Below are 23386 nucleotides of genomic sequence, written 5' to 3'. Positions count from 1 at the left end.
CAGAAGTGAAACCTCTTCGCGCTGATGGTAGTGTGGGGTTACCCATGTGAGAGTAAGTCATCGCCAGCTCATTATTCCTAAAAACCCCCGGTCATAATCGATCGGGGGTTTTTCTTTGGGGGGAAATTATTTAGAAAATAATTAAAATCAAGTCTAATTTTGTATATTAAGAAATTATTCAAGCTAACTTTAGTTGTATTGATCCCTTAAGTTTCCCATAAGCTTAGGATTTCTAAAAAAAATAAATCATGATTCATTATTTTGGTTGTATTTTTCTCTAAAATTGGTTAAAAAATATCAGATGATATGAGGCTGTTTATCAGGATAAAACTACTTTATGTATTTAAAGTATAAAAATATACCTTTAAGGTTTTAGACAGTGTGTATCAGTTCGCACATTGTTAGACAAATAATAAACTCTCACAAATAGGAGGTGAGTGCATATGACAGCTCAAACAATAAATGTAAATGCTGTAATTGATAAGGCCAAATTCACGCCATTTCACTTAAGTGTCGTTTTATGGTGCTTAATGATTATTATCTTTGATGGCTATGATCTGATTATTTATGGGGTTGCATTACCTCTGTTAATGGAAGAATGGGCATTAACCTCAGTCCAAGCGGGTATGCTGGCAAGTGCCGCATTAACCGGGATGATGTTTGGTGCTATGCTCTTCGGTATGCTTGCGGATAAAATTGGCCGTAAGAATGTGATCTTGATTTGTGTGGCCCTATTTAGTGGTTTTACATTTTTAGGATCTTTTGCTTCAGGTCCTGTTGAGTTCGGTCTATTGCGTTTTGTAGCTGGTTTAGGGATCGGTGGGGTAATGCCTAACCTTGTTGCTCTAACCTCAGAATACGCACCGAAAAAGATGCGTGCAACGCTCGTTGCTGTGATGTTTAGTGGCTATGCTGTAGGTGGTATTTTATCTGCTGTATTAGGCAAATTATTAATTGCAGATCATGGCTGGCAAATTATGTTTAATCTTGCTGGTATTCCATTGCTTCTTTTGCCAATCATCTGGAAATTTTTGCCTGAATCTTTGACCTATTTGGTGAAAAAAGGTCATACAGAAAAAGCGCATACTATTTTCCAGAAAATTACACCAGAAGTTGTGGCGAAGGATACGCAACTTGTACTGAATGAAGAGCAAACTCCTGAAGGTGCACCGGTAAAAGCATTATTCCAAAATGGTCGTGCAATCAGTACATTCCTGTTCTGGGTTTCCTTCTTCATGTGTTTATTGATCGTTTATGCACTAGGTAGCTGGTTACCAAAATTGATGATCGCGGCAGGTTATTCTTTAGGAACAAGCTTGTCTTTCTTACTGGCACTAAACGTTGGAGCGATGTTAGGCGCTGTGGGTGGTGGTATCTTGGCGGACAAATTCCATCTTAAGCCAGTAATTATCACCATGTTAATCTCAGGTGCACTTGCTTTGGTTGGTCTCGGTTTCAATTCACCACAACCTGTGCTGTATCTGCTGGTTGCAATTGCTGGTGCTGCAAGTATTGGTTCACAAATTCTACTATATAGCTATGTTGCGCAATTCTATCCACTCAGCGTGCGTTCAACCGGTATTGGTTGGGCATCTGCGGTAGGCCGTATTGGTGCGATTGTTGGTCCAGTTTTGACCGGTGCTTTACTTGCGATGAAACTGCCACACCAGATGAATTTCTTGGCAATTGCGATTCCATGTATCTTGGCTGCAGCGGCTGTGATCCTGATCAAACGTAAAGCATTTGAAGATGGTAAAGCACCCGTAGCTCAACCGCATGTTGTGAGTTATTCTGCTGAAAAATAATCCGTAGTTTTGATATCAAACAAAAACCAGTCAGAGATGACTGGTTTTTTTGTTTATACAAAAAATAAAGGCTCCTGTTGAGGAGCCTTTGAGCCATCATGTTTTTAGTTAAACAACTGACTCATTTGGCAATACAAATAAGCAATAATCGCTAAAGCGACAACAGGAGCCAGAATATTTGACCAAGCAGGTACAAGTGGGCTGTTTTCTGTTGAATTAACTTCTTCGTGGTGGGTATCGGCTTGTTGAACCATTTGATGAAACTCCTTCATTGTTTCGTCCAATGATACCGTTTCTTGCGCAATCGGTTTAGAGCCGATCAGTTCGGTTAGTTCATTTGTTGACCAAACCCAGTCATCTGCTTGGCCAGCAAGATGTTCGATTTGTCCAAGCAGCAGCTCCGCTAAACCCGCTGGACCAAAGTGGGCGGTATCATCAAGTTGCTTGATTTCGGCCAATTGCAAGGTCAAGACTTCAGAGATCAGATGCTCAAGCTGGATTTTATCCAGAGATGACTGGTTTTTAGGGGTTGTTGTTAAGCGACGCGCAATTTCCTGAATGTAGAGCTGATCCTGTGAGCGAATCTCCTGATAAAGAGCATTTTCATCATGTCGCCATAGGCTGATCAGTTTGCCTAAAGTCAGGGCATTAATATCGGATACATATTGATGTTGTTGCTCAGGCGTGAAATCACGTAGCAGCTGAGGCTTTTGGATTTTAATCTGCTCCGCAAAATATTGTACTAAATCAAAAGCCATCATTTACTCCGCTGTTATTGTTAATCGAGAATTCTTAAATTTGGTTTTTTCTTTGCAGTATCAGCCTCTTCGGCTGGTTCTGATTGTAGAGGATTTTCTTCTGACTGAATATGAGCATATTCTTCAGGATCAAAAAACAGTCCCTGACTGTTTTCCCGGGCATAAATGCCGAGTACTGCCTGGATCGGAATATAAAGATCACGTGCAACGCCGCCAAAGCGTGCTGAGAAGCTGATGGCATCATTACTTATGTGGAACTGATGTACGGCATGAGGAGCAATGTTGAGGACAATCTGACCATCCTTCACAAACTGTTCAGGTACCATGGTGTTGGGTTGTGTAGCATCAACCAGTAAATAGGGGGTGAGCTGGTTATCACAGATCCACTCATAGATTGCACGTGCCAGGTAAGGACGGGTTGGGCTGAGATTGAATTCTTGTTCTGACATGAGTTACTCGTTTACGAAGCTAATAGATCACTATAGCGGTTTTTTTCTTGCAGGGTCATGGATTTGATAAAAGCTGGACGTTGAAATACCCGTTGGCAATACAGCAGAATTGGGCGACAGTGTTGTGCAGGCAATTCGATGCCCATCTCTTTTAAACGTAGAAAAATGGGTGCCAGCATGCAATCTAAAATTGTAAAGGTTTCTGACATAAAGTATGGATAATGCTGAAATAAAGGGGTCAGTGAGATGAGTGTATCGCGTAATTCTTTTTGTGCTTGGCTTTTAGCAATAGGATCAAGACTGTCACGGTGTTTGAGCATAATATCTGCAAGACGTAGCCAATCTTGCTCTAGGCGCCAGATATACTGACGTTGTTCTGCACGTGGCATTGGCGCATCAGCATAGAGTTTGTTTTGTCGGTAACGGTCGTCGATATACTCGGCAATAATACTGGTGTTGAACAGTTTAAGGTCTTGCTCAATCAACATCGGCAGCTGATTGTAAGGGTTTAAGCTGGCAAGGTCTTCATCTTCATGATCGACCAGAATGAGCTGGAATTTGATTTGTTTTTCAGCGAGCAGGAAACGGATCCAGTGGCAACGAAAATCATCCGCATGACTATACAGGGTAATTCCTTGAACCGGGGTGTTTTCTAAAGGCATAATCCAAAGGAGCCGAAAAATCAATACACTAGGATACTAAAAATCAGCAATAAAATCATCTTAGATTGCTGAGTGGGAGATCTGGCTGTACGAGTAGTGCAATGATGTTCAGCCATAAAAAAGCCTTGGAATAATCCAAGGCTTTTTTGGTTCGATTCGGTAAACGAATTAACGTTTAGAGAATTGAGGACGTTTACGTGCTTTACGTAAACCAAGTTTCTTACGTTCAACTTCACGAGCATCACGAGTAACGAAACCAGCTTGACGAAGCGTTGGTTTTAGCGTTTCGTCAGAAGCGATCAATGCACGAGTGATACCGTGACGGATTGCACCTGCTTGACCACCGATACCGCCACCTTTAACAGTGATGTAAAGGTCATACTTTTCAGCTACGTCTAGAAGTTCTAGAGGCTGGCGTACAACCATACGAGCAGTTTCACGGCCGAAATATTGCTCTAGGGTGCGGTTGTTGATAACAAGTTTACCAGTACCAGCTGATAAGAAAACACGTGCAGTTGCGGTCTTACGGCGACCTGTACCATAATTAGTTGCCATGTGCTTTATCCCTTAGATGTCCAAAACTTGTGGCTGTTGAGCCGCGTGTGGATGTTCGCTACCAGCGTACACTTTCATCTTCTTGATCATTGCATAACCAAGAGGACCTTTTGGCAACATGCCTTTCACAGCGCGTTGGAAGATTTCTTCAGGCTTGTGAGCAACTAATTTTTCGAAATTAGTTTCTTTTAAACCGCCTGGGAATTCAGTGTGGCGATAGTATTTTTTATCAAGTGCTTTGTTACCAGTCACTTGAACTTGCTCAGCATTGATTACAACGATGTAGTCACCGGTGTCAACGTGAGGAGTATAAGAAGTTTTGTGCTTACCGCGTAAACGACGAGCGATTTCAGTCGCTAAACGACCAAGAGTTTTGCCAGAAGCATCAACAACATACCAGTCGTGTTGTACTTCAGCTGGCTTCGCGCTGAGAGTTTTCATTCAACCACTACCTATTATAGTTGGTTTGGACAAGGAAACAGTCCAAACAAAAAGGAGAGCGAATTCTACCCGATAATCGGTAGAATCACAACGAAAATATCACATTTTCAAGTTGACTATTATAAAAGCCTAACGCCACAAAAGGAAGCCATTCGCCACCGCATTCTTTTCTATTCAGCCGTATAATAAAACAGTCTAGAGAATTCACGGAATCAAGTCGTGCTGCCACTTTATGTTACTAGCGGGGAACCGGCCGGGATCGGTCCAGATATTTGTTTGAGCCTGGCACAACGTGTCGATGAACGCCCGATCGTTGTATTGGCAGACCGGGACTTGTTGCACGCACGTGCGGCACAACTGGGTTTAAATGTTGAACTGATCGATTACGTTGGCCAGTCTGAATCCGCAGCAAAGGGTACTTTATATGTAGAGCATGTGGCTTTGGCACAACCGGTTCAAGCTGGGGTATTAAATGCTGAAAATGCCGCTTATGTATTAGAACAGCTGCGTCGTTCTGCAGACTACGCCATGTCCGGAAAAAGTGTCGGGGTGGCAACGGCGCCGGTACAGAAATCGGTGATCAATGAGGCAGGGATCGCCTTTAGTGGTCATACTGAGTATTACCAGGAATTTGCTGGTGTTGCACGCGTGGTGATGATGCTGGCCACTAAAACGTTAAGGGTTGCATTGGCCACCACGCATTTACCATTGCGTGAGGTGCCGGATGCGATTACGTCTGAGCGTCTGCATCAGGTGATTGATATCTTGCTGCATGATTTAACAACCAAATTTAAAATTGCGCAGCCTCGAATTCTGGTGTGTGGCCTGAATCCACATGCGGGAGAAGGCGGTTATTTGGGACGTGAGGAAATTGAGGTGATCAATCCGGTGCTGGAGACTTACCGCAGTCAAGGCGTGCAGATGAGTCTGAGTTTGCCTGCTGACACCCTGTTTACCCCAGAAAATCTAAAACATGCAGATGCTGTTTTGGCCATGTACCATGATCAGGGCTTACCTGTGCTAAAATCGCAAGGCTTTGGTGAAGCAATTAATATTACCCTCGGCTTGCCGTTTATCCGGACTTCGGTCGATCATGGCACAGCACTCTCACTTGCAGGGAGTGGACAGGCTAAAAGTTCTAGTCTGAATGTGGCTGTTGATTTGGCTTTGGATCTTACCCGTCATTAATTTCATGTTGGAAATGTTGTATGTATCAGATTAATGCCCTAAACCCTAAAGATGAAGGGCATCAGGCTCGTAAACGTTTTGGCCAGAATTTCTTGCATGACCAGCGGGTGATTGCCAAGATCGTGCGCTCGGTGAACCCTCGTCCAGGGGATAATGTGGTGGAAATCGGACCCGGTCTGGCTGCATTGACGTCACCACTGATTGGTGAATGTGATGCCCTGACTGTGATCGAACTGGATCGTGATCTTGCGGCGGGTTTGCCGGGACGTGTGCCTTATCCTGAGCGTTTGACCATCGTGGAAGCCGATGCATTGAAATATGATTTTTCCGAGTTGTATCAGGAATGCCGTCCACTGCGTATCGTAGGAAACCTGCCATATAACATTTCGACTCCGCTATTGTTTCATCTCTTGGACTTTGGTGACAAAGTCCAAGATATGCACTTCATGCTGCAAAAAGAAGTGGTGGATCGCATTACCGCAGAACCAAATAGCAAAGAATATGGTCGCTTATCGGTGATGATTCAGTATTTCTGCCAGCCAACGTTTTTATTTGAAGTGCCTCCGGGTTCGTTTAATCCTCCACCGAAAGTGACTAGTGCCGTGTTCCGTTTGGTACCGCATGCAGTGAAACCTGTGGTGGCCAAAAATGAAAAAGCCTTGGCCCGTTTGGTCGCGCATGTGTTTACCCAGCGTCGTAAAACGCTGCGTAATAGCCTGAAAGGTATGCTGGTGGAAGATGGTTTTGAAAAAGCAGGGGTAGACCCAATGGCGCGTCCGGAAACCTTGAGCTTGAGCCAGTTCGTGGCACTTTCAGATCAAATGGTGGCTTAACATGGCAGCACGCTACAATTATGTGATTGGGGATTTGCAAGGCTGTTTCGAAGCGCTCAAAGCCTTGCTGAAAGAAATCCGCTTTGATCCCGCTCAGGATTTTCTCTGGTTTGCCGGTGATCTGGTGGCACGCGGTGAGAATTCTTTGGGGGCTTTGCGCTTTGTGAAAAAACTGTCTGAGCAGGGTGCAGCGGCCACCGTACTCGGCAATCATGATTTAACCTTGATCGCTTGCGCGCGCGGACTGAAAAACATCAAGGACAAAGACAATACCCGTGATGTGATTGATGCGATAGACAGTGATGAGTTGATCGACTGGTTGCGTCGCCAGCCGTTGTGCCTGTTTCCGAAAGATAATGTAATTTTGACCCATGCCGGTGTACCCAATATCTGGACCGCGGATCAAGCTGCTGAGCTAGCTCGCGAAGTACAGCAACATATCGGACATGAGGATTTATCGGTTTTAGACCGTTTCTTGGTAGAAATGTACGGGTCACAACCGAACGTCTGGACGCATGATCTGGAAGGCAACGAACGTTTACGTGTCATTACCAATTATTTGACCCGTATGCGTTTAACCGATGCAGAAGGCCGTCTGGAATTCAGTTTTAAAGAATCTCTAGATGACCCAATGCCAGCAGGTTTCCAGCCTTGGTTTGAATTCGACAATCGTGCAGCCAAAACCCATCAACTGGTGTTTGGTCATTGGGCTGCGCTTGAAGGCAAAACCATTAATGAACAGATCCAAAATGTTGATGGTGGCTGTGTCTGGGGTAAAGACTTGATTGCCTATCGTTTGGAAGATCAGCAGCTGTTTAAGGTAAATAACCCGCTGGCTTGATGCGAAATCGATGAATAAGAAAAACCCGTTGCTGAGCAACGGTTTTTTTTATCCCAGCGAGAGCATAAAGGTGGGCAGCCAGATGGCAGTAAAGACGCCATTCAGTGCCATACCAAAAGCGGCATAACGACCGGCAACAGCTCCACGTTGCCAAGCTTGTGCCGTGCCAATCGCATGGGCAGCCAAGCCCAAGGCCAGACCCGAGGCACGTTCATCATTGATATGACGTAAAATCCACGGTGAAAATGCGGCCCCAATCACGCCGGATAAAATCACGATCAAGGTCACCATGGCCAATGGGGCATGTAGCAAGGTTGCAATATTGATGGCAATCGGTGTCGTGACGGCACGGGTGGCAAATGCCAAAATCGTTGGTTCGGACATATGTAGCAGATAGGCGAGTCCCATCGGCAGGGCAACTGCACTGATACTGGCAAAGACCAGAATTCCTGCTAGTGCTTTCAATGGCAAATCATCATAGCGCATGGCGGCCAGCGGAATAGCCAAAGCCACCGTGACATAGCCCAGCAGATGGTTAAACAGCGGATTGACCTGTTGCATATATTGTTGATACGGAATGTCCAGTATGGAAAGAGCCAGAATGACCAGGCACATGCCGATCACGATTAAGGGAATTTGCGGAAACTTACGGTTTACCGGTTTGGCTAGCAGATAACATACGAGGGTGATCAGAAAGCCGGAAAAAATTGTCAACATGAGGGATATTTCCTATAACCACTGTTTCGCCATGCGCGCATACAGCCACAACGGAATTAAGGTGCTGACAAACATGACCAGCAGGAACAAGGGAATTTCTTTGCCCATCTGCACCAGCATCAACAATGAGCCAGCACAGATCGGTAAAAAGGCAAAGCCACTTTCTTTCATGAGGCGGTTGTTGGTATCGACCAGACGCAGCGGGAGTTTTTTGAATTTACGCCATGTGCCGAGCACGATCAGTAAGCTGATCAGCCCGACCAAATTGCCCAGTTCAGGATGATGAAACAACCCCATCAATGCCACTGCTGCTTCGCGAAAAATCACGATCAATGCCAGTGTGCCAATCCAGGCTGGCCAATCCAATTTTTTTATTGCATCCATGTCTGTTGCTACTTTTAAACCTGACGTTTCACGTTTTAACCGATCTGATCCTGGATTTCAAATTCTTCTAGTGGTCTTTTGAATTGCTGTGCTGCCGTGCCAAGAATTTCATCAATCGGTAAATTGGCCTGCCGGATCAGCTGCTGCAATTTATCGGGCGCCATGCTGACTTGCAGATGCAGATTGCCAACCTCATCATACTGTTCGGATTGAATGACGTTTAGCGTATAGAGTTGGGTACGTAACTTGTTATAAGCGGGTTGCAGCACCAGATCAAAGGTCTGCAACTGGCCAAGCAGACATTCCTGCACGGCCTGACGCAGTAAATCCAGACCTTGACCGCTATGGGCAGAAACATAGACACGATCAGGAAGGTGCGGACCACGATAGACGATTTTTGCTTCTTCGCCACTCTGGTCAATCTTGTTATAGACGCGTAGTACCGGAACATTCGCACCAATTTCTTTTAGCACTTTTTCGACGGCTTCAATCTGCTCCAGCATGTCTGGACTGCTGCTATCAATCACGTGCAGGAGCAGTGTCGCCTCAAGCACTTCTTCCAGGGTGGCTTTGAAAGATTCGACCAGACCGTGCTGCAGGTTGCGGACAAAGCCTACGGTATCGGCCAGTACGACGGTACCAATCCCATCCCACTGCAAACGGCGTAGCGTTGGATCAAGCGTGGCAAAGAGCTGGTTAGCGGCATAGACATTGCTGTTGGCCAAGGTGTTAAACAGGGTCGACTTGCCTGCATTGGTATAACCAACCAGTGAGACGGTTGGCACAGCGGCTTTTTGTCGTGCTGCACGGCCCTGAATACGGGTTTTCCGGACTTTTTCCAGACGTTCTTTCAGTTGTCCGACACGAATCCTTAACAGACGTCGGTCTGTTTCCAGTTGTTTTTCACCGGGACCGCGTAAGCCGATCCCGCCTTTTTGTCGCTCTAGATTGCTCCAGCCCCGGACCAAACGCGTCGACAGATATTCCAGTTGTGCCAGTTCGACCTGCAGTTTACCTTCATGGGTGCGGGCGCGCTGGGCAAAAATATCCAGAATTAACCCCGTACGGTCAATGACGCGGCATTGCAATACCCGTTCCAGATTACGCTCTTGTGCAGGGGACAAGGTGTGGTCAAAAATGACCAGACTGGCTTCCTGCTGTTTCACCAAATCGGCAATTTCATCGGTCTTGCCCGAGCCAACAAACAGTTTTGGGTCTGGCTTGATGCGTTGCACTTGCAGATGCTCGATGATCTCTGCACCTGCAGACTGTGCCAGTAGATTGAATTCTTCTGCATCAATATCTTCCAGCATTTGTACTGATACGCTGACCAGGATAGCGCGTTCTACACCTTGAGGTTGCTCAATTGGTTCCACGGATGTTTAGACTCTGTACGAGGTGAAAAATCTTATTCTAGAGGAAAAGCAGCCTGTTCAGGAGCTTTTCCCTGTTTGTTTATAGGAAGTAAACAAATATACGTGAGGTGAGGAGCAGTGCACCGAGGTAAAGGATGCTACCGCCAATCAAAACTTTACAAAGACGAGTAGGTTTCATGTACAGACTCCTCTTGTTTCAGTCAACCAATACAGGATTGACAGTTTTTATTCTTATTGATGATGTTAGACGAGGTGGAGATTAAAGAAAAATGGAGAATTTTAATGCAGATATTCGGTTTTTATGATCAATGCATCTTGCAGGTAAAACGTATAAGATATGTAGCCATGATCCTTCGCCCGCTTTGTGCCTGACAGTGTTATGAATCCAACCCCAACGGTTTTCTCGTCTAAATTGCATGGAATCACGCGATTTTTTTTCTACAGTAAAAAGCTGTTCATGACCGTGTCGGTAATTCTGGAAGGATTTTATCTGGTATTTCGCCATCGCATGTATAAAGAGCCGAACAATCCGCATAACACACGTTATGTGCAGCATTTTTGCCGCCGTCTCTGTGAAGTCTTTAATATTCAGGTCGAAATGCATGGGCAGATTTCTCACCGTCCGTCTTTATGGGTGAGTAATCATGTGTCCTGGCTGGATATTGCCGTATTGGGGTCTGGTGCACGTGTGTTCTTTTTGGCAAAAGCTGAAATTGCCGATTGGCCCTTACTCGGTAAACTGGCCAAAGGTGGCGGTACCCTGTTTATTAAACGCGGTTCGGGAGATTCTGGCCGGATTCGTGAGCAGATTACAGATTTCCTGAAAAAAGATGTGCCGGTTCTATTTTTCCCTGAAGCGACCACGTCAAATGGTCGAGCGATCAAAAAAATCCATGGACGCCTGCTCGCCGCTGCGATAGAGGCCCAACGTCCAGTACAGGTCACGCTGATCTGTTATGTGAACCAGCAGGGTGAACTGGATATGATCGCACCATTTATTGATGAGATGACCTTTATTGATCATATTAAGCAGGTGCTGGAAATGCCGCAGGTCACGGCACATCTGATGGTGATGCCAGAAATCGAGGTTGCAGGCCATACGCTTGAAACCCTTACCGAAGAAGTGCATCAGCGCATGGTACAGGGGTTGAATGAATTACATCGCAAGGTGTTAAAACCCGTTCCGGCGGCAGAGCCGGAGTCGGAAGCCAGTTTTACATAAATCCTTCGAAAGGCAGCCAGGAAATCACTTTCATACTGGCTTTTTGCCACCATTTCATATGCGGTTCTTTTTTATAAATCTTGCTATGTTGTGCGTTTTCTTGCCGCCAGACGATTTTCTGCTCAGCATTTAACAGCAGTTGATAGGCATATTTACTGAGATTCTGATCCATGGTCTGATGCACCTGACTGGCCAGTGCCGGGCTATTGAGGAGCACGCCAATTTCGGTATTGAGATAGGACGAGCGTGGGTCAAAGTTAAAAGAGCCAATAAACACCTGCTTTTCATCCAGTGCCATAAGTTTGGCATGTAGACTGGAATGACTTAAACCTTTCAGGCTGACCTTGGCTTTCTTGGCAATCTCTTCGGTGTTTGCATTCAGGTCTTCAGCTGCCAGCACCGGCAAGAATTCATAGAGTTGCACACCGTTGGCCAGGAGCGGTTTACGGTATTTGGCATAGTAGGCATGTACAACGGCAACGTCATTGGCCGCAAAAGAATTGGTCAACACCCGTACCTGGACCCCTTTTTGGGCGATCTGATTCAGCATTTCTGTACCTTTTTTCTCAGGGACAAAATAGGCTGAAATAATATCCACGCTGTGATCTGGGGTGTCTAAGTGATTGATCAGCTGGAAATTCAGGTAGTCTTCTTTGCGTGCACGCGATTTGATTTTTTCAGGCGAGTCTTTTACTACTTCGGCTTTAACCCAGTCGAACTGAAGACGCTGGTTCAACCATTGTTCAAAGGCATTCGAGCGTTTGGCTAAATCCAGATAATTCTGTACGGTAATGTCCTGAGCGTGAGCATCCAGTTGTTGTCTGAGGCTGCTATAGCTTAGACGGTGCTGTTCGGGATGCACAATATGTTGCACTGAATAGGCATAGTCGTGATTCCAGTATTCATCGAACGAGTGAATAATTTCATCCACTGCCTGCCCAACCAGCATGACATCAACATCCGAGAACTGATAATTATCACTGGCATTGTAGTACTGGTTGCTCATGTTACGCCCGCCAATCAGGGCGATCTGGTTATCGGCAATAAAGCTTTTATTGTGCATGCGGCGGTTGATGCGTTTCAGATCGAGCAGCATGTCCATTGCACGGTATTTGCGGAAGCGGTAAGGGTTGAACAGTTTGACTTCAATATTCGGATGTTGGGACAATGCCAGATAGATGCCTTCCATTTTTTTACTGTTATTGTCATCCATCAGGATTCGGACTTTTACTCCGCGGTCGGCTGCCTTCAAAATTGAATGTAAAGCCAGGGCACCAATTTTATCGTTATCCCAGATGTAATATTGCAGATCCAAAGTCTTTTCAGCACGGTCAATCAGGCGTAGGCGCGCTGCGAGTGCTTCGAGTGGATCATACAGGACATGATAACCGGTCAATCCTGGATTCTGGCTGCGAAGCGGATGAACCAGTTTGGATAGAGAGGCTTGTGAGGTATCGACTTGATAGGCATAGTGAGGTGTTTCAGGTCCGGGTGTCGGTAAGGTGCTACAGGCCGGAATGCCCAAGACCAAGCTGCAGCTGAGCACCAGTGCCGTTTGACGGGAACGGAACCGGGAAAATGATGAGCGGTTGGCAGCAGTGAAGTGCTCAGCGGAATGCGACATAATGCGGATCAGGTCAAAAATAGAGCTAGAGTATAATCAGGTGTTGTGCAAAGATAAATATTGATGACAGCACCGACGTCTGCATCAGCTTTAGAGAATAAATATGTGGGCAGCCAATTCAGTGATTTTGTACTTTTACTTTAGTTTTATTTTGTTGGCGCTATGGGCCGTGAGTCAGGCCTGGATCAGTCAGTCTCGTACCGAGACCATTCATCCATTTAAAGCCTTTGTCCATCTTCTGGCATTTTATCTGTCTTATTTATTGTTTCCTTTGTTCTTTTTTAGTTTATATGCCGGCTGGAGCGGTTACTATTCTGGCCATCAGACCGTATTTGTATTTCTGCTCACCAGCGTATTGATCTATGCACGGTTTATTGAACCGCATAGCGTGCGGATTCAGAAACACCGTTATCAGCTCAATCCGCAGCAGCCTTTTCAGAAACCGGTGAAAGTTGCCTTGATCGCCGATTTGCATATCGGGTTGTTCTCCGGCCATGAGCGGCAATTGAAAATTATTGTAGAAAAGATTAACCAGCAAAACCCTGACTTAGTGGTGGTTGCAGGTGACTGGACCTATGAACCGGAAAACAAGCTGGCGGATGAGCTGCGGATTCTGCGGCAGATTGAGGCTCCCGTGTATTCAGTGCTCGGCAATCATGATGAAGAATATCCAGGCCCACCGATTCGTGAGCTACTGTGTCATGCACTTGACGTCAATGAGGTCATCGATATTGAAGGAAAAGTCATCGATTTTGCTGAGTTTCGTCTGATTGGTATTGGCGATTTATGGGCGGGAAAAACCGATATGCGCCATATGCCTGGCTTGCCACAAGATAAGCCCTGGCTGATTCTGTCGCATAACCCGGATACCGTGGATATGGTGCCGCAGCTCCCGACACGTCCATTGATGCTGTCAGGGCATACCCATGGCGGACAAGTCGAACTGCCGTTTGTCACCAATTACATTATGAAAAAAGTTTCCATTTTAGGTCATAAACATGGCTTCTATCAGCATGAGCATGCCGATGTGTTTGTTACGGTCGGTACCGGAATGGTCGGAGTGCCATTTCGTTTTCGGGTACCGCCGACTATTGACATTATTGAGCTGGTATAAACATTGTAAAAACAAAAGGGCAGTCATGAAGACTGCCTTTTTGTTGTGTCAGATCAGCTTAAATCTGATTATTGACATCTTCATTTTTGGTTTCACGGATCATTAAAAAGGCGATCAGGGAAAGCAGTGAAGCAGCACTTAGATAATACCCCACGGCATATAAGCCATAGGTTTCTGCCAGTTTGGTTGCAATCAGGGGCGCGAATGAGGCACCAAAAATCCCGGCCAGGTTAAAGGTCAGTGCCGAACCGGTGTAACGAACCGAGGTCGGAAAAATCTCAGATAACACAGTGCCAATCGGGCCATAGGTCAGCCCCATAATCGCCAAACCAATACACAGGAACAAAAAGACGATCAGGGTATTGCCGGATTCCAGCATGTTGGCAAAGAACAGCCCAAAAATAGCCGAAATCAGGCAGACTAAAATTGAGGTGGTTTTGCGGCCGAGCTTTTCTGCGAAGACAGCAGACAGCGGAATAAAAGCTGCAAAGCACAGGGTGGCGATCAATTGTAAACGCAAGAATTCACTGCGTGCATAGCCCAGTTTGGTGGTTCCCCAATTCAGCGCAAATACCGTGGTCAGATAGAACACCACAAAGGTACAAATCGCAGCAATCGTACCGAGGATCAGCATGCGTAAATGTTTGCTGAAGACTTCCTTGAATGGTACATTCACTTCTTTCTGTTTAGCCAGCACTTTCTGGAAGGCGGGTGTTTCATGCAGTTTCAAACGGATATAAAGTCCGACCATGACTAAAATGGCACTGGCCAAGAACGGAATACGCCAGCCCCATTGCATAAAGGCTTGTTCCGACATGAGTGCACCCAGCGTGAGGAAAGAACCTGTTGCCAGAATAAAACCAATCGGTGCACCTAACTGCGGAAACATCCCGTACCAGGCACGTTTGCCTTCTGGTGCATTTTCAGTGGCCAATAACACTGCGCCACTCCATTCGCCACCCAAGCCAAGTCCTTGCCCCAAACGGCATAAGGCTAATAAGAGCGGGGCAACCAAGCCAATCTGTGCATAGGTCGGTAACAAACCGATACACACGGTTGAAATCCCCATGGTCAATAACGCAGCGACCAGTGTGGCTTTACGGCCGATACGATCCCCCAGATGGCCGAACAGGGCTGCACCAACCGGGCGCGCAATAAACGCAATTGCAAAAGTGGCGAGGGATTGTAAAACTGCTGCACTGTCATTACTGGCTGGGAAAAACAGATGCGGAAAAATGATTACCGCAGCAGTCGCATAGATATAGAAATCAAAAAACTCGATAGTGGTACCCACCAGGCTGGCAAATAACACTCGTGCCTTGGAGTTGGTCGCAACACCCGCAGGCATCGCGTCAGGAGAAGAGGCTGTCATGGGAGAACCTTAAATTGTATAAGAACAAAAGCCACCTGAACTATAAATTCGGGTGGCTAAAGCGAAGAGTGAGGCTGTTTTTAAATGACGTAACAATAGATCGCGAGGAAATGTGCTGCTGCGCCGATGAGGACAAAAACATGCCAGATGGCGTGAGTATATCTGATCCGTTTCAAAGCATAAAACACTGCACCGATGGTATAGGCTAGTCCCCCTATGATCAGCAGGGTTAAAGTTTCTTTGGAAAGGTAACGCTGCATGTCATCAATCACCAGCACAGCCAGCCAGCCCATCACAATATAGGCAATTAATGAAACTTTATGAAAACGGTGGATCAGTACCAGCTTAAACAGGGTGCCGATCAGGGCAATCACCCAGAGGGCAATGAGCAGATACTGCGCTTTGGCTGTAGGCAAAGCAATACTGAGAAAAGGGGTATAGGTTCCTGCAATCAGGTAATAAATCGCCGTGTGATCAAGTTTTTTCAGCCAGAAACGACGGTCTTCGGTTTGTGCCAAATGATAAAGCGTTGAACTGCTCAACAACAGAATCAGGCTCAGGGCATAGACCCACAAACCAATCCACAGTCCGGTCGAAAGATAAGACCCTTTGACCAGCAAAAAAATACCGGCAATGATGGCCAGCACTGCTCCGATCGCATGGGTAATGACGTTGAGTCGTTCTTCTAATGCGTCATAATTCTGTTGTAGAGGTGATTTCATAGACATTAAAATATAAAAATACACTTGTATAGTAATGTAATTTTGCTTTTAGGGTAAGAAGCTTTAAAATTTAGTCGCAAATTTATTCAGGTTCTGATTATGTCTCAAGGCGCTTCTCCCTCACCGCAAGAACAACAATTTCTGCAAGCCCTACAGCAAGCAATTGAAACACAAAACTTTGATCGGCTGGTGTTAAGCCAGTACAAAGCAGAGCTGGAGCAGCTAGAAAAGATGACCTGGCGCCTGATTGAACTGCAGGGTCAAACGGTTTTGTCTTGTGTGTATCGCTACAAAACGCAAGATGTCACCAAAAATTATCCGCTTGAAGAAGCCCTTAGCCAGATTGAGCAGCTATTACAGTGTTGTAAGCAAGCCAATTTATTCAGCCTGGATCAGGAATGGCAACTGAAAAAGAACAAGAAAAAAGCCATGCTGACTCAATCCAAAATCAAAACCGTGAAAGCCGCTTCGAATACGCCCGTGCAGGGACATGATCGCATCAAACAGCGCTATGTCGAGCAGGACCGTCTGTTCTTGCAACGTTTGGGCATTACTGATGAGAAAGCCGAAATCATTCCGAGTATGGCACGTAAATGGAAGCAGATTAACAAGTTTGTAGAAATCTTTTCCAATGCCTGGGAGCAATTACAGTTAGAACAGCAAGACATTCATGTAGTGGATTTTGGTTCCGGTAAAGGTTATCTGACTTTCGCACTGTATGACTATCTGCAGCATCAACATAAAACCCCCTACGTGACCGGCGTTGAGCTACGTTCGAATCTGGTGGAATTTTGCCAAAAAGTGGCCGAGGCTGAAGATTTTAGCCATCTCGATTTTTTCCAGGGGGATGTACGGACTTACCATCCGGAGAAGCTGGATGTGATGATTGCGCTGCATGCCTGTGACATAGCGACTGACTTTGCCATTCATACCGGTATCCGCTTGAATGCCTCGATAATCATGTGTGCGCCGTGTTGCCATAAAGAGTTGCGTCCACAACTAAAAAGCCCAACGGTGTTACAACCTATGCTGCAATTTGGGATTCATGCTGGACAGCAGGCCGAGATGCTGACCGATACCATTCGTGCACTGTTACTCAAAGCCTATGGTTATGAAACTAAAGTCTTTGAATTTGTATCTCTGGAGCATACCAGCAAGAATAAAATGATTCTGGCAATTAAGCGCAGAGATTATCAGGCACCTGATGCCAAAATTCTGGCACAAATTCAGGCTTTAAAAGAGATGTACGGTATTCAACAGCATTCACTGGAATTACTACTGGCAGATCAGTTGGAGATTCAGGATGTCGGCTGTAAATGCTGATCTCAACAGACCAATGGCAGCCTGCGGGCTGCTTTTTTTTTGTATGATATTGAAGATAAATATATTTAAAAAATAAACGCAATCATGCAATTAAAAACAGCAGAACAATCACAGCGCTCTCGTTATTCGATTTGGTGGTATGCCTGTGTGGTCGGACTTGGACTGTATATTGGTTGGCTGGATTTTATCCCCTCTGCAGCTTGGCTAGACTTTAGCTTTTATACGGCCATGATCCTCAATGGTCTGATCGTGGTGGTCAGTGTGATTTATCTGAAGCGGCGACAGATCACTTACCGTAAAGAAATACCGTCCTGGGTGTTACGCCAGGGCTTTTATCTGTTTTTGAGCTTTTTGCTTTATCTGGTTCTTTGGGCGGGTTTGGCACATGGTTTTGGGGCGATCTTGCATCAGGCGGTTGGCCAACCTGCACATATCGAGATGGTGGTTGAACGTCAGCACACCAGCCAAAAAAATTGTCGTTATCAGCTGCGTGCTATAGCATTACAGCCTGACCATCCCACCTATGTTTGTATCTCAAGTGCGCAATATTCGGCTTTCCCTGCACATGCAACGCCAGTGAGGTTCTCCAGCAGAAAATCCGTTTTCGGTTTTACCGTGTCAGAATGGAATATTCTTTCCGCATCGGGAAAGTGAAAAATGAGCTGCATAAAATACAAAGGCAGTGCTAAATGCAACTGCCTGTGATGATGAAATCTGAGATTTCAGGACGATTTTAGCTGGGTTTAGTGGCCTGAATGGGAGTTATTTGCTGTTGGTGCTGCTTCTGCTTCAAGTTTGGCATGTTCTTCGGCACTCATATTGCCATGTGAAGCAGGCATCGCGATTTCAGCTTCAGCCGCTTTTTTCTTTTGCTGGCTTGGCATGTAGTCGGGTTCATTGCTGACAGCGAGATAGAAAAAGCCAAGGAATACAAAACCTAACAAAATCACGATGCCTGTCGAGATCCAAGGGAAGTTTTTAGCAGTTGAAGTAGGAGCGTTTGACATACCAGTACACCTGAAAAGAAATGGCAAAATCTGAAGGTATTCAAATTGAGCAAAATAAGAACACTGCAATTTATAGCATAATTTTAGTGTAATCGGGCATGCAGCTGGAAAAATAGAATTCGACTCACCTATGTGCAGATGGAAATCTCAGGATCTGATCAAGGGGGGATGAGTCATTGCAGGCGTGTTTGGTGTTGAAAAAATAGGCTGTAGTAGATCAGACAACCGATAAAAAAAGCCCAAGATCTTCACTTGGGCTTTTGCGGTTTGCTCAGGCTGATTTAGTGGTAACCGTGCAATTGGCGATACAGTCCTGGCGTCACCCCTGTCCATTTTTTAAAGGCGCGATGGAAGGTACTGGTTTCACTGAAACCGACCTGTTGTGCCACGTCTTCTAAAGTGAGCTCGGGATTTAGCAATAAATGAATTGCAGCATCGCGACGTAAGGCATCTTTGACGCCTTGATAGCTTTTGCCTTCAGCGGCTAGACGACGACGTAGGGTCTGCGGTGATAAGTACAACATTGAGGCAACGTCGTTCAAAGTCGGCATTTCTTCGCCAATCTGGCTTTTCAGGACATCGCGGATCCGTGAGGTCAGGGAATTTGTATTTTTAAATTTCACCAAAAGATCGGCAGGGGCAGTTTTTAAAAACTCTTCCAGTGTTTCTTCGTTTTGGCGGATCGGTAAATCCAGATAATCCGCGGCAAAGGTCACTTCGGTGCGCGGGGCATCAAACTGCATGACCGGTGCAAAAAATAGCGCATCATATTCATCTGCATGTGCCGGACGTGGATAGCCGAAATGTACACGTTCCAGAGGTAAACGACGGTCAATCAGCCAGGAGGCCAAGCCATGCCAGATCATCAGAATACTTTCAGTAATAAAGTGGTCAGGATCGCGATCAACGGGCACCTGCGGTACAAAACGTGCTTCGTGTTTGTCACGTTCTAAATTGACATTCCAGTCATCGCCAAACAGTTTATAAAACTGAGAAGACAGATCCAGTGCATCACCGAGGGTTTTGGCATGAATGATCAGCTGGCACATGATGGCAAACGTGCCCAGACGGCGAGCTTGATCGGCAAAACCGACATGTTCATCCTGTGTGACCATCCAGAGCATTTTCACAAAACGGGTATATTGTTCTGGCGAGATACGGGCTTTCGGTTGGCGCAGCAGCTCCGCCTCAATCCCGACATGCGAGAGCAGGGTTTCGACATCCATACCGAGACGTTTGACGCCAGTTAAAGCCGCGTTGACAAAATGGATACTGATCGTATCACGGCTCATATTTAATCCTTCAGTCTCTTTGATGTTCACTGCTGTTTGACCTAAATGACGCTTAAAAATGGTGAATAACAGGCTGGCATTTTTTGCCAGGATGTCGATGATGCTTTTACAACAATTTGCCAAAATGTTCAAGGCAAATGGCAGAAGCGGGCATTGTCGAGGCACAGTGATCTTTATAAGATGTCTAAAAAAAACAGGATTTAAAAAAAGGAAAAAGACAATGACAGGCGCATTAAATGGACTCAAAGTACTGGATTTTTCAACCTTATTACCAGGGCCTTTTGCCAGCATGTATCTGGCTGATCTCGGTGCCGAAGTCATTCATATTGAATCACCGACCCGGCCGGATTTAATTCGCTTGTTTCCACCTTATGCAAATGGCCAAGCAACATCGCATAGTTATCTGAACCGTAATAAACAGTCGATTGCTTTAGATCTTAAGCAACCTGAAAATATCGAACGCATTAAACAGAAAATCGCGGAGTTTGATATTGTCATTGAACAGTTTCGTCCGGGTGTGATGCAGCGTCTGGGGCTGGACTATGCCACCTTGGCGAAATTGAATCCACGCCTGATTTACTGTTCGATTACCGGTTATGGACAAACCGGAGAGTATAAAGACCGTGCCGGGCATGACATTAATTATGTCGCCATTTCCGGCATTGCCGGGCATTGCGGTCGTGCAGAGAGTGGCCCCCCTCCGATGGGAATCCAGATGGCAGATGTGGCAGGTGGCTCCTTGCATGCCTTGGTCGGTATTCTTGCCGCCGTGGTCGAACGGCAGCACAGTGGTCTAGGGCAATATCTCGATATTTCCATGACCGACTGTGTAGCCAGTCTCAACAGTATGGCTGCAGCTGCAAGCTTGGCCGGACAGGTTTCACAACAGCCTGAACAGGAATTGCTGAATGGTGGTTCGTTTTATGACTATTATCAAACCCAGGATGGCCGCTATTTGGCAGTAGCCAGTTTGGAGCCACAATTTCTTTCGGGCCTAGCGGCTGTGCTGGATTTGCCGATTTTACTGGAAAAAGCAGCCTCAACCGAAACCCATGATCGGCAACTGGTGAAACAGGCTTTAACTGAAAAGATCCGACAAAAGACCTGGGCAGAATGGCGGCATATTTTTCAGGCCTTGGATGTCTGTGTGGAACCGGTTTTGAGTTTGGAAGAAGCTTTAGATTCTCCATTGGCGGAGCAACGCGGCTGGGTAGTGCAAGTACCCTTGCATCCGGGCAGCAAAGAAACGGAAGAACAACTGGCTTGTCCCATTAAATTTTCCCGCTCTCAGTCACGTTATCAGTTTATTGGCCAAAAACTGGGTGAAGGGCAGTGGGAATAGCAAGATAGGCTCTACCTGTTGCCTGATTTCAGGGTGAACTGATCAGGAGTTTTTTCATGGAAATGAAGTCTGGCTATGCTTATCAGTAAAACCGCTATTAAATATGTAAAAAACGCATTTTATTGATGAATAAAAGCTCGTTATGCTAGCGATCATTATTATGAATCTAGCTGTACGCCATGTATTTATATACAGATTTCGATCAACAACTGGTCAATGAACGAGTTGCCCAGTTCCGTGATCAAACAGAACGTTATTTAGCGGGTAAATTAACAGAAGACGAATACCGTCCGCTGCGTTTGCAAAATGGTCTTTATGTGCAACGTTATGCACCGATGTTGCGTATTGCAGTGCCGTATGGCCTGATGAATGCCAAACAGTTGCGTAAAGTGGCACAACTGGCGAAAGACTATGACCGTGGTTATGCCCATATCTCAACCCGTCAAAACATCCAGTTTAACTGGCCGGCGCTTGAAAATGTGCCTGATATGCTGCAAGAACTGGCTACGGTTCAGATGCATGCCATCCAGACTTCGGGTAACTGTATCCGTAATACCACAACGGATCAGTATGCAGGGGTAGTTGCCGGTGAGATTGCGGATCCACGTCCAACCTGTGAATTGATCCGTCAGTGGAGTACCTTCCACCCGGAATTTGCATTCTTACCACGTAAGTTCAAGATTGCCGTGTCTGCACTCGAAGAAACTGATCGCGCTGCAACATCGTTCCACGATATTGGTGTTTATATCGTGCGTAATGCGGCAGGTGAGTTGGGCTATAAAATCAAAGTGGGTGGCGGTTTGGGCCGTACTCCGATTATTGGTTCAGTCATCAAAGAGTTCTTGCCGCGTGAAGACCTGATTGCTTATCTGGAAGCGGTATTGCGTGTCTATAACTTGCATGGTCGTCGTGATAACAAGTACAAGGCACGGATTAAGATTCTGGTCAAAGCCTTAACCCCTGAAGTCTTTGCACAGAAAGTTGAAGCAGAATTCGCCTATACGCGTGAAAGCCTGAAAATTCAGCCAGAAGTTTTACAGAAACTGGATGATGTTTTCACACCATTTGCTTATCAAGATTTACCTGATGAAGATTTCAGTGCGTTGTTTGCTGAATATCCGAAATTCAAGCAATGGTTCAATATCAATACTCACGCACACAAAGTGACGGGTTATCGTATTGTCACTATTTCACTGAAACGTGCAGGGGTTGCCCCAGGAGACGTTTCTACCGAAGAAATGAACCTGATTGCGGATTTGGCTGATCAATATACCTTCGGTGAGTTGCGTACCACTCATGAGCAGAATATTGCCTTGGTGGATGTTCCGCAAAAAGATCTATTCACCGTATGGCAGACTCTGGAACAGGCTAATCTGGCACGTGCTCATATTGGCTTCCTGACCGACATTATCTGCTGCCCTGGTGGCGATTTCTGTTCATTGGCAAATGCAAAGTCAATTCCAATTTCAGAAGCCATCAGCCGCCGTTTTGATGATCTGGATACCATTTATAACTTGGGTAAACTGGATCTGAATATTTCCGGTTGTATGAATGCCTGTGGTCATCACCATGTCGGAAATATCGGGATTCTCGGTGTCGACAAAAAAGGTGCTGAATTCTACCAGATTACCCTAGGGGGTAATGCAGACCATGATGCTTCCATTGGCGATATTCTTGGACCATCATTTGCAGCAGAAGCCGTGCCGGATGTAGTTGAAGAAATCTTGAATACTTATCTTGACTTGCGTCAGGAAGGCGAAAGCTTTATTGATACTTACCGCCGTGTCGGGATTCAACCATTCAAGGAGCGTGCATATGCTTAATATCGCATTACCTGTGCTGTATAAAGATGGCACGGTTCTCGACAATACTTACCAAGCAGTGCCAGAAGATGCGGTATTGCCACAAGGTGATGTGGTACTCACCACAGCGCAGCTGGAATTGTTGCCACAAGTACAAGCTAAAAAAGCGTTGTACTTGACTGTGAATGATTCACCAGAAAACCATCAATACCCACTTGATCAGCTTGATACCATCTTTATTGAGTTTGCTGGGTTTAATGATGGTCGTGGTTATTCGTTTGCCGCGCTCTTACGCCGTCAGGGATTCCAAGGGGAATTGCGTGCGATCGGTGATGTCTTTAAAGATGTCTTGAATTATATGAAGCGTTCAGGGTTTGATAGCTTTGTGATCAAAGAAGGTAAAGATATTGTCGAAGCCGCTGCTGGTCTTTCTGACTTTACTCATCCTTACCAGGCTTCAACAGCCGTACAGCAAGCACACTATCAAACGGGTGCTTCTGTTTAATAGCGATGCCCTAATAAAAAACCGGACTACTGTCCGGTTTTTTATACTTTAA

24 protein-coding genes are annotated in these 23386 nt (G+C 45.8%); 11 read left to right on the top strand and 13 right to left on the bottom strand.

The window, feature by feature from the left end:
* Positions 1-443 precede the first annotated feature (443 nt).
* Complete coding sequence (locus PAE54_RS04090; protein WP_326518529.1) at positions 444-1805, top strand: MFS transporter; 1362 nt, start codon at positions 444-446, stop codon at positions 1803-1805.
* Positions 1806-1909: 104 nt separating this feature from the next.
* On the opposite strand, the gene PAE54_RS04085 is transcribed toward PAE54_RS04090, so the two are convergent.
* The 5 genes from PAE54_RS04085 to rplM form a co-directional block, all read right to left on the bottom strand.
* Positions 1910-2563, bottom strand: coding sequence for a hypothetical protein (locus PAE54_RS04085; RefSeq protein ID WP_326518528.1), 654 nt, complete (start codon positions 2561-2563; stop codon positions 1910-1912).
* Positions 2564-2583: 20 nt separating this feature from the next.
* Positions 2584-3012, bottom strand: coding sequence for a ClpXP protease specificity-enhancing factor (locus tag PAE54_RS04080; protein WP_326518527.1), 429 nt, complete (start codon positions 3010-3012; stop codon positions 2584-2586).
* 11 nt (positions 3013-3023) lie between these two features.
* Positions 3024-3674 carry a glutathione S-transferase N-terminal domain-containing protein gene (locus PAE54_RS04075; protein WP_326518526.1) on the bottom strand — a complete coding sequence of 217 codons (651 nt, stop codon included), beginning with the start codon at positions 3672-3674 and terminating at the stop codon, positions 3024-3026.
* 168 nt (positions 3675-3842) lie between these two features.
* Complete coding sequence (gene rpsI, locus PAE54_RS04070) at positions 3843-4229, bottom strand: 30S ribosomal protein S9 (RefSeq protein WP_273777382.1); 387 nt, start codon at positions 4227-4229, stop codon at positions 3843-3845.
* A gap of 12 nt (positions 4230-4241) precedes the next feature.
* The gene (gene rplM / locus PAE54_RS04065; protein ID WP_273777380.1) at positions 4242-4670 is read right to left on the bottom strand and encodes a 50S ribosomal protein L13; all 429 of its coding nucleotides are present in this window, start codon (positions 4668-4670) and stop codon (positions 4242-4244) included.
* Between the two features lie 219 nt (positions 4671-4889).
* On the opposite strand from rplM, the gene pdxA reads away from it, so the two are divergent.
* The 3 genes from pdxA to PAE54_RS04050 are packed head-to-tail and all read left to right on the top strand — an operon-like array spanning position 4890 to position 7532.
* Positions 4890-5858 carry a 4-hydroxythreonine-4-phosphate dehydrogenase PdxA gene (gene pdxA / locus PAE54_RS04060; RefSeq protein ID WP_326518525.1) on the top strand — a complete coding sequence of 323 codons (969 nt, stop codon included), beginning with the start codon at positions 4890-4892 and terminating at the stop codon, positions 5856-5858.
* Positions 5859-5878: 20 nt separating this feature from the next.
* Entirely contained in the window at positions 5879-6691 is an 813-nt protein-coding gene (gene rsmA, locus PAE54_RS04055; protein WP_326518524.1) for a 16S rRNA (adenine(1518)-N(6)/adenine(1519)-N(6))-dimethyltransferase RsmA, read from the top strand.
* 1 nt (position 6692) lies between these two features.
* Positions 6693-7532 carry a symmetrical bis(5'-nucleosyl)-tetraphosphatase gene (locus PAE54_RS04050; RefSeq protein WP_326518523.1) on the top strand — a complete coding sequence of 280 codons (840 nt, stop codon included), beginning with the start codon at positions 6693-6695 and terminating at the stop codon, positions 7530-7532.
* 48 nt (positions 7533-7580) lie between these two features.
* Here the strand turns inward: PAE54_RS04050 and PAE54_RS04045 are convergent, their stop codons facing one another.
* The 3 genes from PAE54_RS04045 to hflX are packed head-to-tail and all read right to left on the bottom strand — an operon-like array spanning position 7581 to position 10009.
* Positions 7581-8249, bottom strand: a complete 669-nt coding sequence (locus tag PAE54_RS04045; RefSeq protein ID WP_326518522.1) for an LrgB family protein — start codon at positions 8247-8249, stop codon at positions 7581-7583.
* 12 nt (positions 8250-8261) lie between these two features.
* The gene (locus PAE54_RS04040) at positions 8262-8633 is read right to left on the bottom strand and encodes a hypothetical protein (protein WP_273777375.1); all 372 of its coding nucleotides are present in this window, start codon (positions 8631-8633) and stop codon (positions 8262-8264) included.
* A 35-nt stretch (positions 8634-8668) separates the two neighbouring features.
* Positions 8669-10009, bottom strand: a complete 1341-nt coding sequence (gene hflX, locus PAE54_RS04035; protein ID WP_326518521.1) for a ribosome rescue GTPase HflX — start codon at positions 10007-10009, stop codon at positions 8669-8671.
* A gap of 379 nt (positions 10010-10388) precedes the next feature.
* Between hflX and PAE54_RS04030 the strand changes: the two genes are divergently transcribed.
* A complete protein-coding gene (locus tag PAE54_RS04030; RefSeq protein ID WP_326518520.1) occupies positions 10389-11231 on the top strand; it encodes a lysophospholipid acyltransferase family protein in 843 nt (280 codons plus the stop codon).
* Here PAE54_RS04030 and PAE54_RS04025 read toward each other — a convergent pair.
* The gene (locus PAE54_RS04025; RefSeq protein WP_326518519.1) at positions 11224-12855 is read right to left on the bottom strand and encodes a phospholipase D family protein; all 1632 of its coding nucleotides are present in this window, start codon (positions 12853-12855) and stop codon (positions 11224-11226) included. The two genes, PAE54_RS04030 and PAE54_RS04025, sit on opposite strands and share 8 nt — an antisense overlap.
* 103 nt (positions 12856-12958) lie before the next feature.
* Here PAE54_RS04025 and PAE54_RS04020 point away from each other — a divergent pair, with 103 nt between their 5' ends.
* On the top strand, positions 12959-13969 hold the full coding sequence (locus tag PAE54_RS04020) for a metallophosphoesterase (RefSeq protein WP_273777371.1): 1011 nt from the start codon (positions 12959-12961) through the stop codon (positions 13967-13969).
* Positions 13970-14027: 58 nt separating this feature from the next.
* Here PAE54_RS04020 and PAE54_RS04015 read toward each other — a convergent pair whose 3' ends face one another.
* Together PAE54_RS04015 and trhA are read right to left on the bottom strand one after the other, a co-directional pair.
* Positions 14028-15341 (bottom strand): MFS transporter, encoded by a 1314-nt coding sequence (locus PAE54_RS04015; RefSeq protein ID WP_326518518.1) that lies wholly within the window; start codon positions 15339-15341, stop codon positions 14028-14030.
* 80 nt (positions 15342-15421) lie between these two features.
* Positions 15422-16069: a PAQR family membrane homeostasis protein TrhA gene (gene trhA, locus PAE54_RS04010; RefSeq protein WP_442784377.1), complete on the bottom strand. Its 648-nt coding sequence runs from the start codon at positions 16067-16069 to the stop codon at positions 15422-15424.
* 93 nt (positions 16070-16162) lie between these two features.
* Here trhA and PAE54_RS04005 point away from each other — a divergent pair, with 93 nt between their 5' ends.
* Together PAE54_RS04005 and PAE54_RS04000 are read left to right on the top strand one after the other, a co-directional pair.
* On the top strand, positions 16163-17386 hold the full coding sequence (locus tag PAE54_RS04005) for a class I SAM-dependent methyltransferase (RefSeq protein ID WP_326518517.1): 1224 nt from the start codon (positions 16163-16165) through the stop codon (positions 17384-17386).
* Positions 17387-17470: 84 nt separating this feature from the next.
* Complete coding sequence (locus tag PAE54_RS04000; protein WP_326518516.1) at positions 17471-18040, top strand: hypothetical protein; 570 nt, start codon at positions 17471-17473, stop codon at positions 18038-18040.
* Positions 18041-18129: 89 nt separating this feature from the next.
* Here the strand turns inward: PAE54_RS04000 and PAE54_RS03995 are convergent, their stop codons facing one another.
* Both PAE54_RS03995 and PAE54_RS03990 read right to left on the bottom strand, forming a co-directional pair.
* On the bottom strand, positions 18130-18393 hold the full coding sequence (locus tag PAE54_RS03995; RefSeq protein ID WP_326518515.1) for a hypothetical protein: 264 nt from the start codon (positions 18391-18393) through the stop codon (positions 18130-18132).
* A gap of 281 nt (positions 18394-18674) precedes the next feature.
* Positions 18675-19685: an AraC family transcriptional regulator gene (locus PAE54_RS03990; RefSeq protein ID WP_326518514.1), complete on the bottom strand. Its 1011-nt coding sequence runs from the start codon at positions 19683-19685 to the stop codon at positions 18675-18677.
* 220 nt (positions 19686-19905) lie between these two features.
* Between PAE54_RS03990 and PAE54_RS03985 the strand changes: the two genes are divergently transcribed.
* The 3 genes from PAE54_RS03985 (at position 19906) to PAE54_RS03975 (ending at position 23334) form a co-directional block, all read left to right on the top strand.
* Entirely contained in the window at positions 19906-21027 is a 1122-nt protein-coding gene (locus PAE54_RS03985; RefSeq protein ID WP_326518513.1) for a CaiB/BaiF CoA transferase family protein, read from the top strand.
* A 179-nt stretch (positions 21028-21206) separates the two neighbouring features.
* Positions 21207-22850 carry a nitrite/sulfite reductase gene (locus PAE54_RS03980; protein ID WP_273777365.1) on the top strand — a complete coding sequence of 548 codons (1644 nt, stop codon included), beginning with the start codon at positions 21207-21209 and terminating at the stop codon, positions 22848-22850.
* Positions 22843-23334 (top strand): DUF934 domain-containing protein, encoded by a 492-nt coding sequence (locus PAE54_RS03975; RefSeq protein ID WP_326518512.1) that lies wholly within the window; start codon positions 22843-22845, stop codon positions 23332-23334. The genes PAE54_RS03980 and PAE54_RS03975 overlap by 8 nt, the downstream gene beginning before the upstream one ends.
* Positions 23335-23386 lie beyond the last annotated feature (52 nt).

This window comes from Acinetobacter minutum (assembly GCF_035916735.1).
Lineage (GTDB): Bacteria > Pseudomonadota > Gammaproteobacteria > Pseudomonadales > Moraxellaceae > Acinetobacter.
Note: the sequence above shows the minus strand (reverse complement) of the source record. Positions and strands in the feature narration are given on the sequence as shown.

Excerpts from the sequence above, each read along its gene's own strand:
- PAE54_RS04090 (WP_326518529.1), top strand. The coding sequence starts at position 444 with ATGACAGCTCAAACAATAAATGTAAATGCTGTAATTGATAAGGCCAAA.
- PAE54_RS04085 (WP_326518528.1), bottom strand. The coding sequence starts at position 2,563 with ATGGCTTTTGATTTAGTACAATATTTTGCGGAGCAGATTAAAATCCAA.
- PAE54_RS04080 (WP_326518527.1), bottom strand. The coding sequence starts at position 3,012 with ATGTCAGAACAAGAATTCAATCTCAGCCCAACCCGTCCTTACCTGGCA.
- PAE54_RS04075 (WP_326518526.1), bottom strand. The coding sequence starts at position 3,674 with ATGCCTTTAGAAAACACCCCGGTTCAAGGAATTACCCTGTATAGTCAT.
- rpsI (WP_273777382.1), bottom strand. The coding sequence starts at position 4,229 with ATGGCAACTAATTATGGTACAGGTCGCCGTAAGACCGCAACTGCACGT.
- rplM (WP_273777380.1), bottom strand. The coding sequence starts at position 4,670 with ATGAAAACTCTCAGCGCGAAGCCAGCTGAAGTACAACACGACTGGTAT.
- rsmA (WP_326518524.1), top strand. The coding sequence starts at position 5,879 with ATGTATCAGATTAATGCCCTAAACCCTAAAGATGAAGGGCATCAGGCT.
- PAE54_RS04050 (WP_326518523.1), top strand. The coding sequence starts at position 6,693 with ATGGCAGCACGCTACAATTATGTGATTGGGGATTTGCAAGGCTGTTTC.
- PAE54_RS04045 (WP_326518522.1), bottom strand. The coding sequence starts at position 8,249 with ATGTTGACAATTTTTTCCGGCTTTCTGATCACCCTCGTATGTTATCTG.
- PAE54_RS04040 (WP_273777375.1), bottom strand. The coding sequence starts at position 8,633 with ATGGATGCAATAAAAAAATTGGATTGGCCAGCCTGGATTGGCACACTG.
- PAE54_RS04030 (WP_326518520.1), top strand. The coding sequence starts at position 10,389 with ATGAATCCAACCCCAACGGTTTTCTCGTCTAAATTGCATGGAATCACG.
- PAE54_RS04025 (WP_326518519.1), bottom strand. The coding sequence starts at position 12,855 with ATGTCGCATTCCGCTGAGCACTTCACTGCTGCCAACCGCTCATCATTT.
- PAE54_RS04020 (WP_273777371.1), top strand. The coding sequence starts at position 12,959 with ATGTGGGCAGCCAATTCAGTGATTTTGTACTTTTACTTTAGTTTTATT.
- PAE54_RS04015 (WP_326518518.1), bottom strand. The coding sequence starts at position 15,341 with ATGACAGCCTCTTCTCCTGACGCGATGCCTGCGGGTGTTGCGACCAAC.
- trhA (WP_442784377.1), bottom strand. The coding sequence starts at position 16,069 with ATGTCTATGAAATCACCTCTACAACAGAATTATGACGCATTAGAAGAA.
- PAE54_RS04005 (WP_326518517.1), top strand. The coding sequence starts at position 16,163 with ATGTCTCAAGGCGCTTCTCCCTCACCGCAAGAACAACAATTTCTGCAA.
- PAE54_RS04000 (WP_326518516.1), top strand. The coding sequence starts at position 17,471 with ATGCAATTAAAAACAGCAGAACAATCACAGCGCTCTCGTTATTCGATT.
- PAE54_RS03995 (WP_326518515.1), bottom strand. The coding sequence starts at position 18,393 with ATGTCAAACGCTCCTACTTCAACTGCTAAAAACTTCCCTTGGATCTCG.
- PAE54_RS03990 (WP_326518514.1), bottom strand. The coding sequence starts at position 19,685 with ATGAGCCGTGATACGATCAGTATCCATTTTGTCAACGCGGCTTTAACT.
- PAE54_RS03985 (WP_326518513.1), top strand. The coding sequence starts at position 19,906 with ATGACAGGCGCATTAAATGGACTCAAAGTACTGGATTTTTCAACCTTA.
- PAE54_RS03980 (WP_273777365.1), top strand. The coding sequence starts at position 21,207 with ATGTATTTATATACAGATTTCGATCAACAACTGGTCAATGAACGAGTT.
- PAE54_RS03975 (WP_326518512.1), top strand. The coding sequence starts at position 22,843 with ATGCTTAATATCGCATTACCTGTGCTGTATAAAGATGGCACGGTTCTC.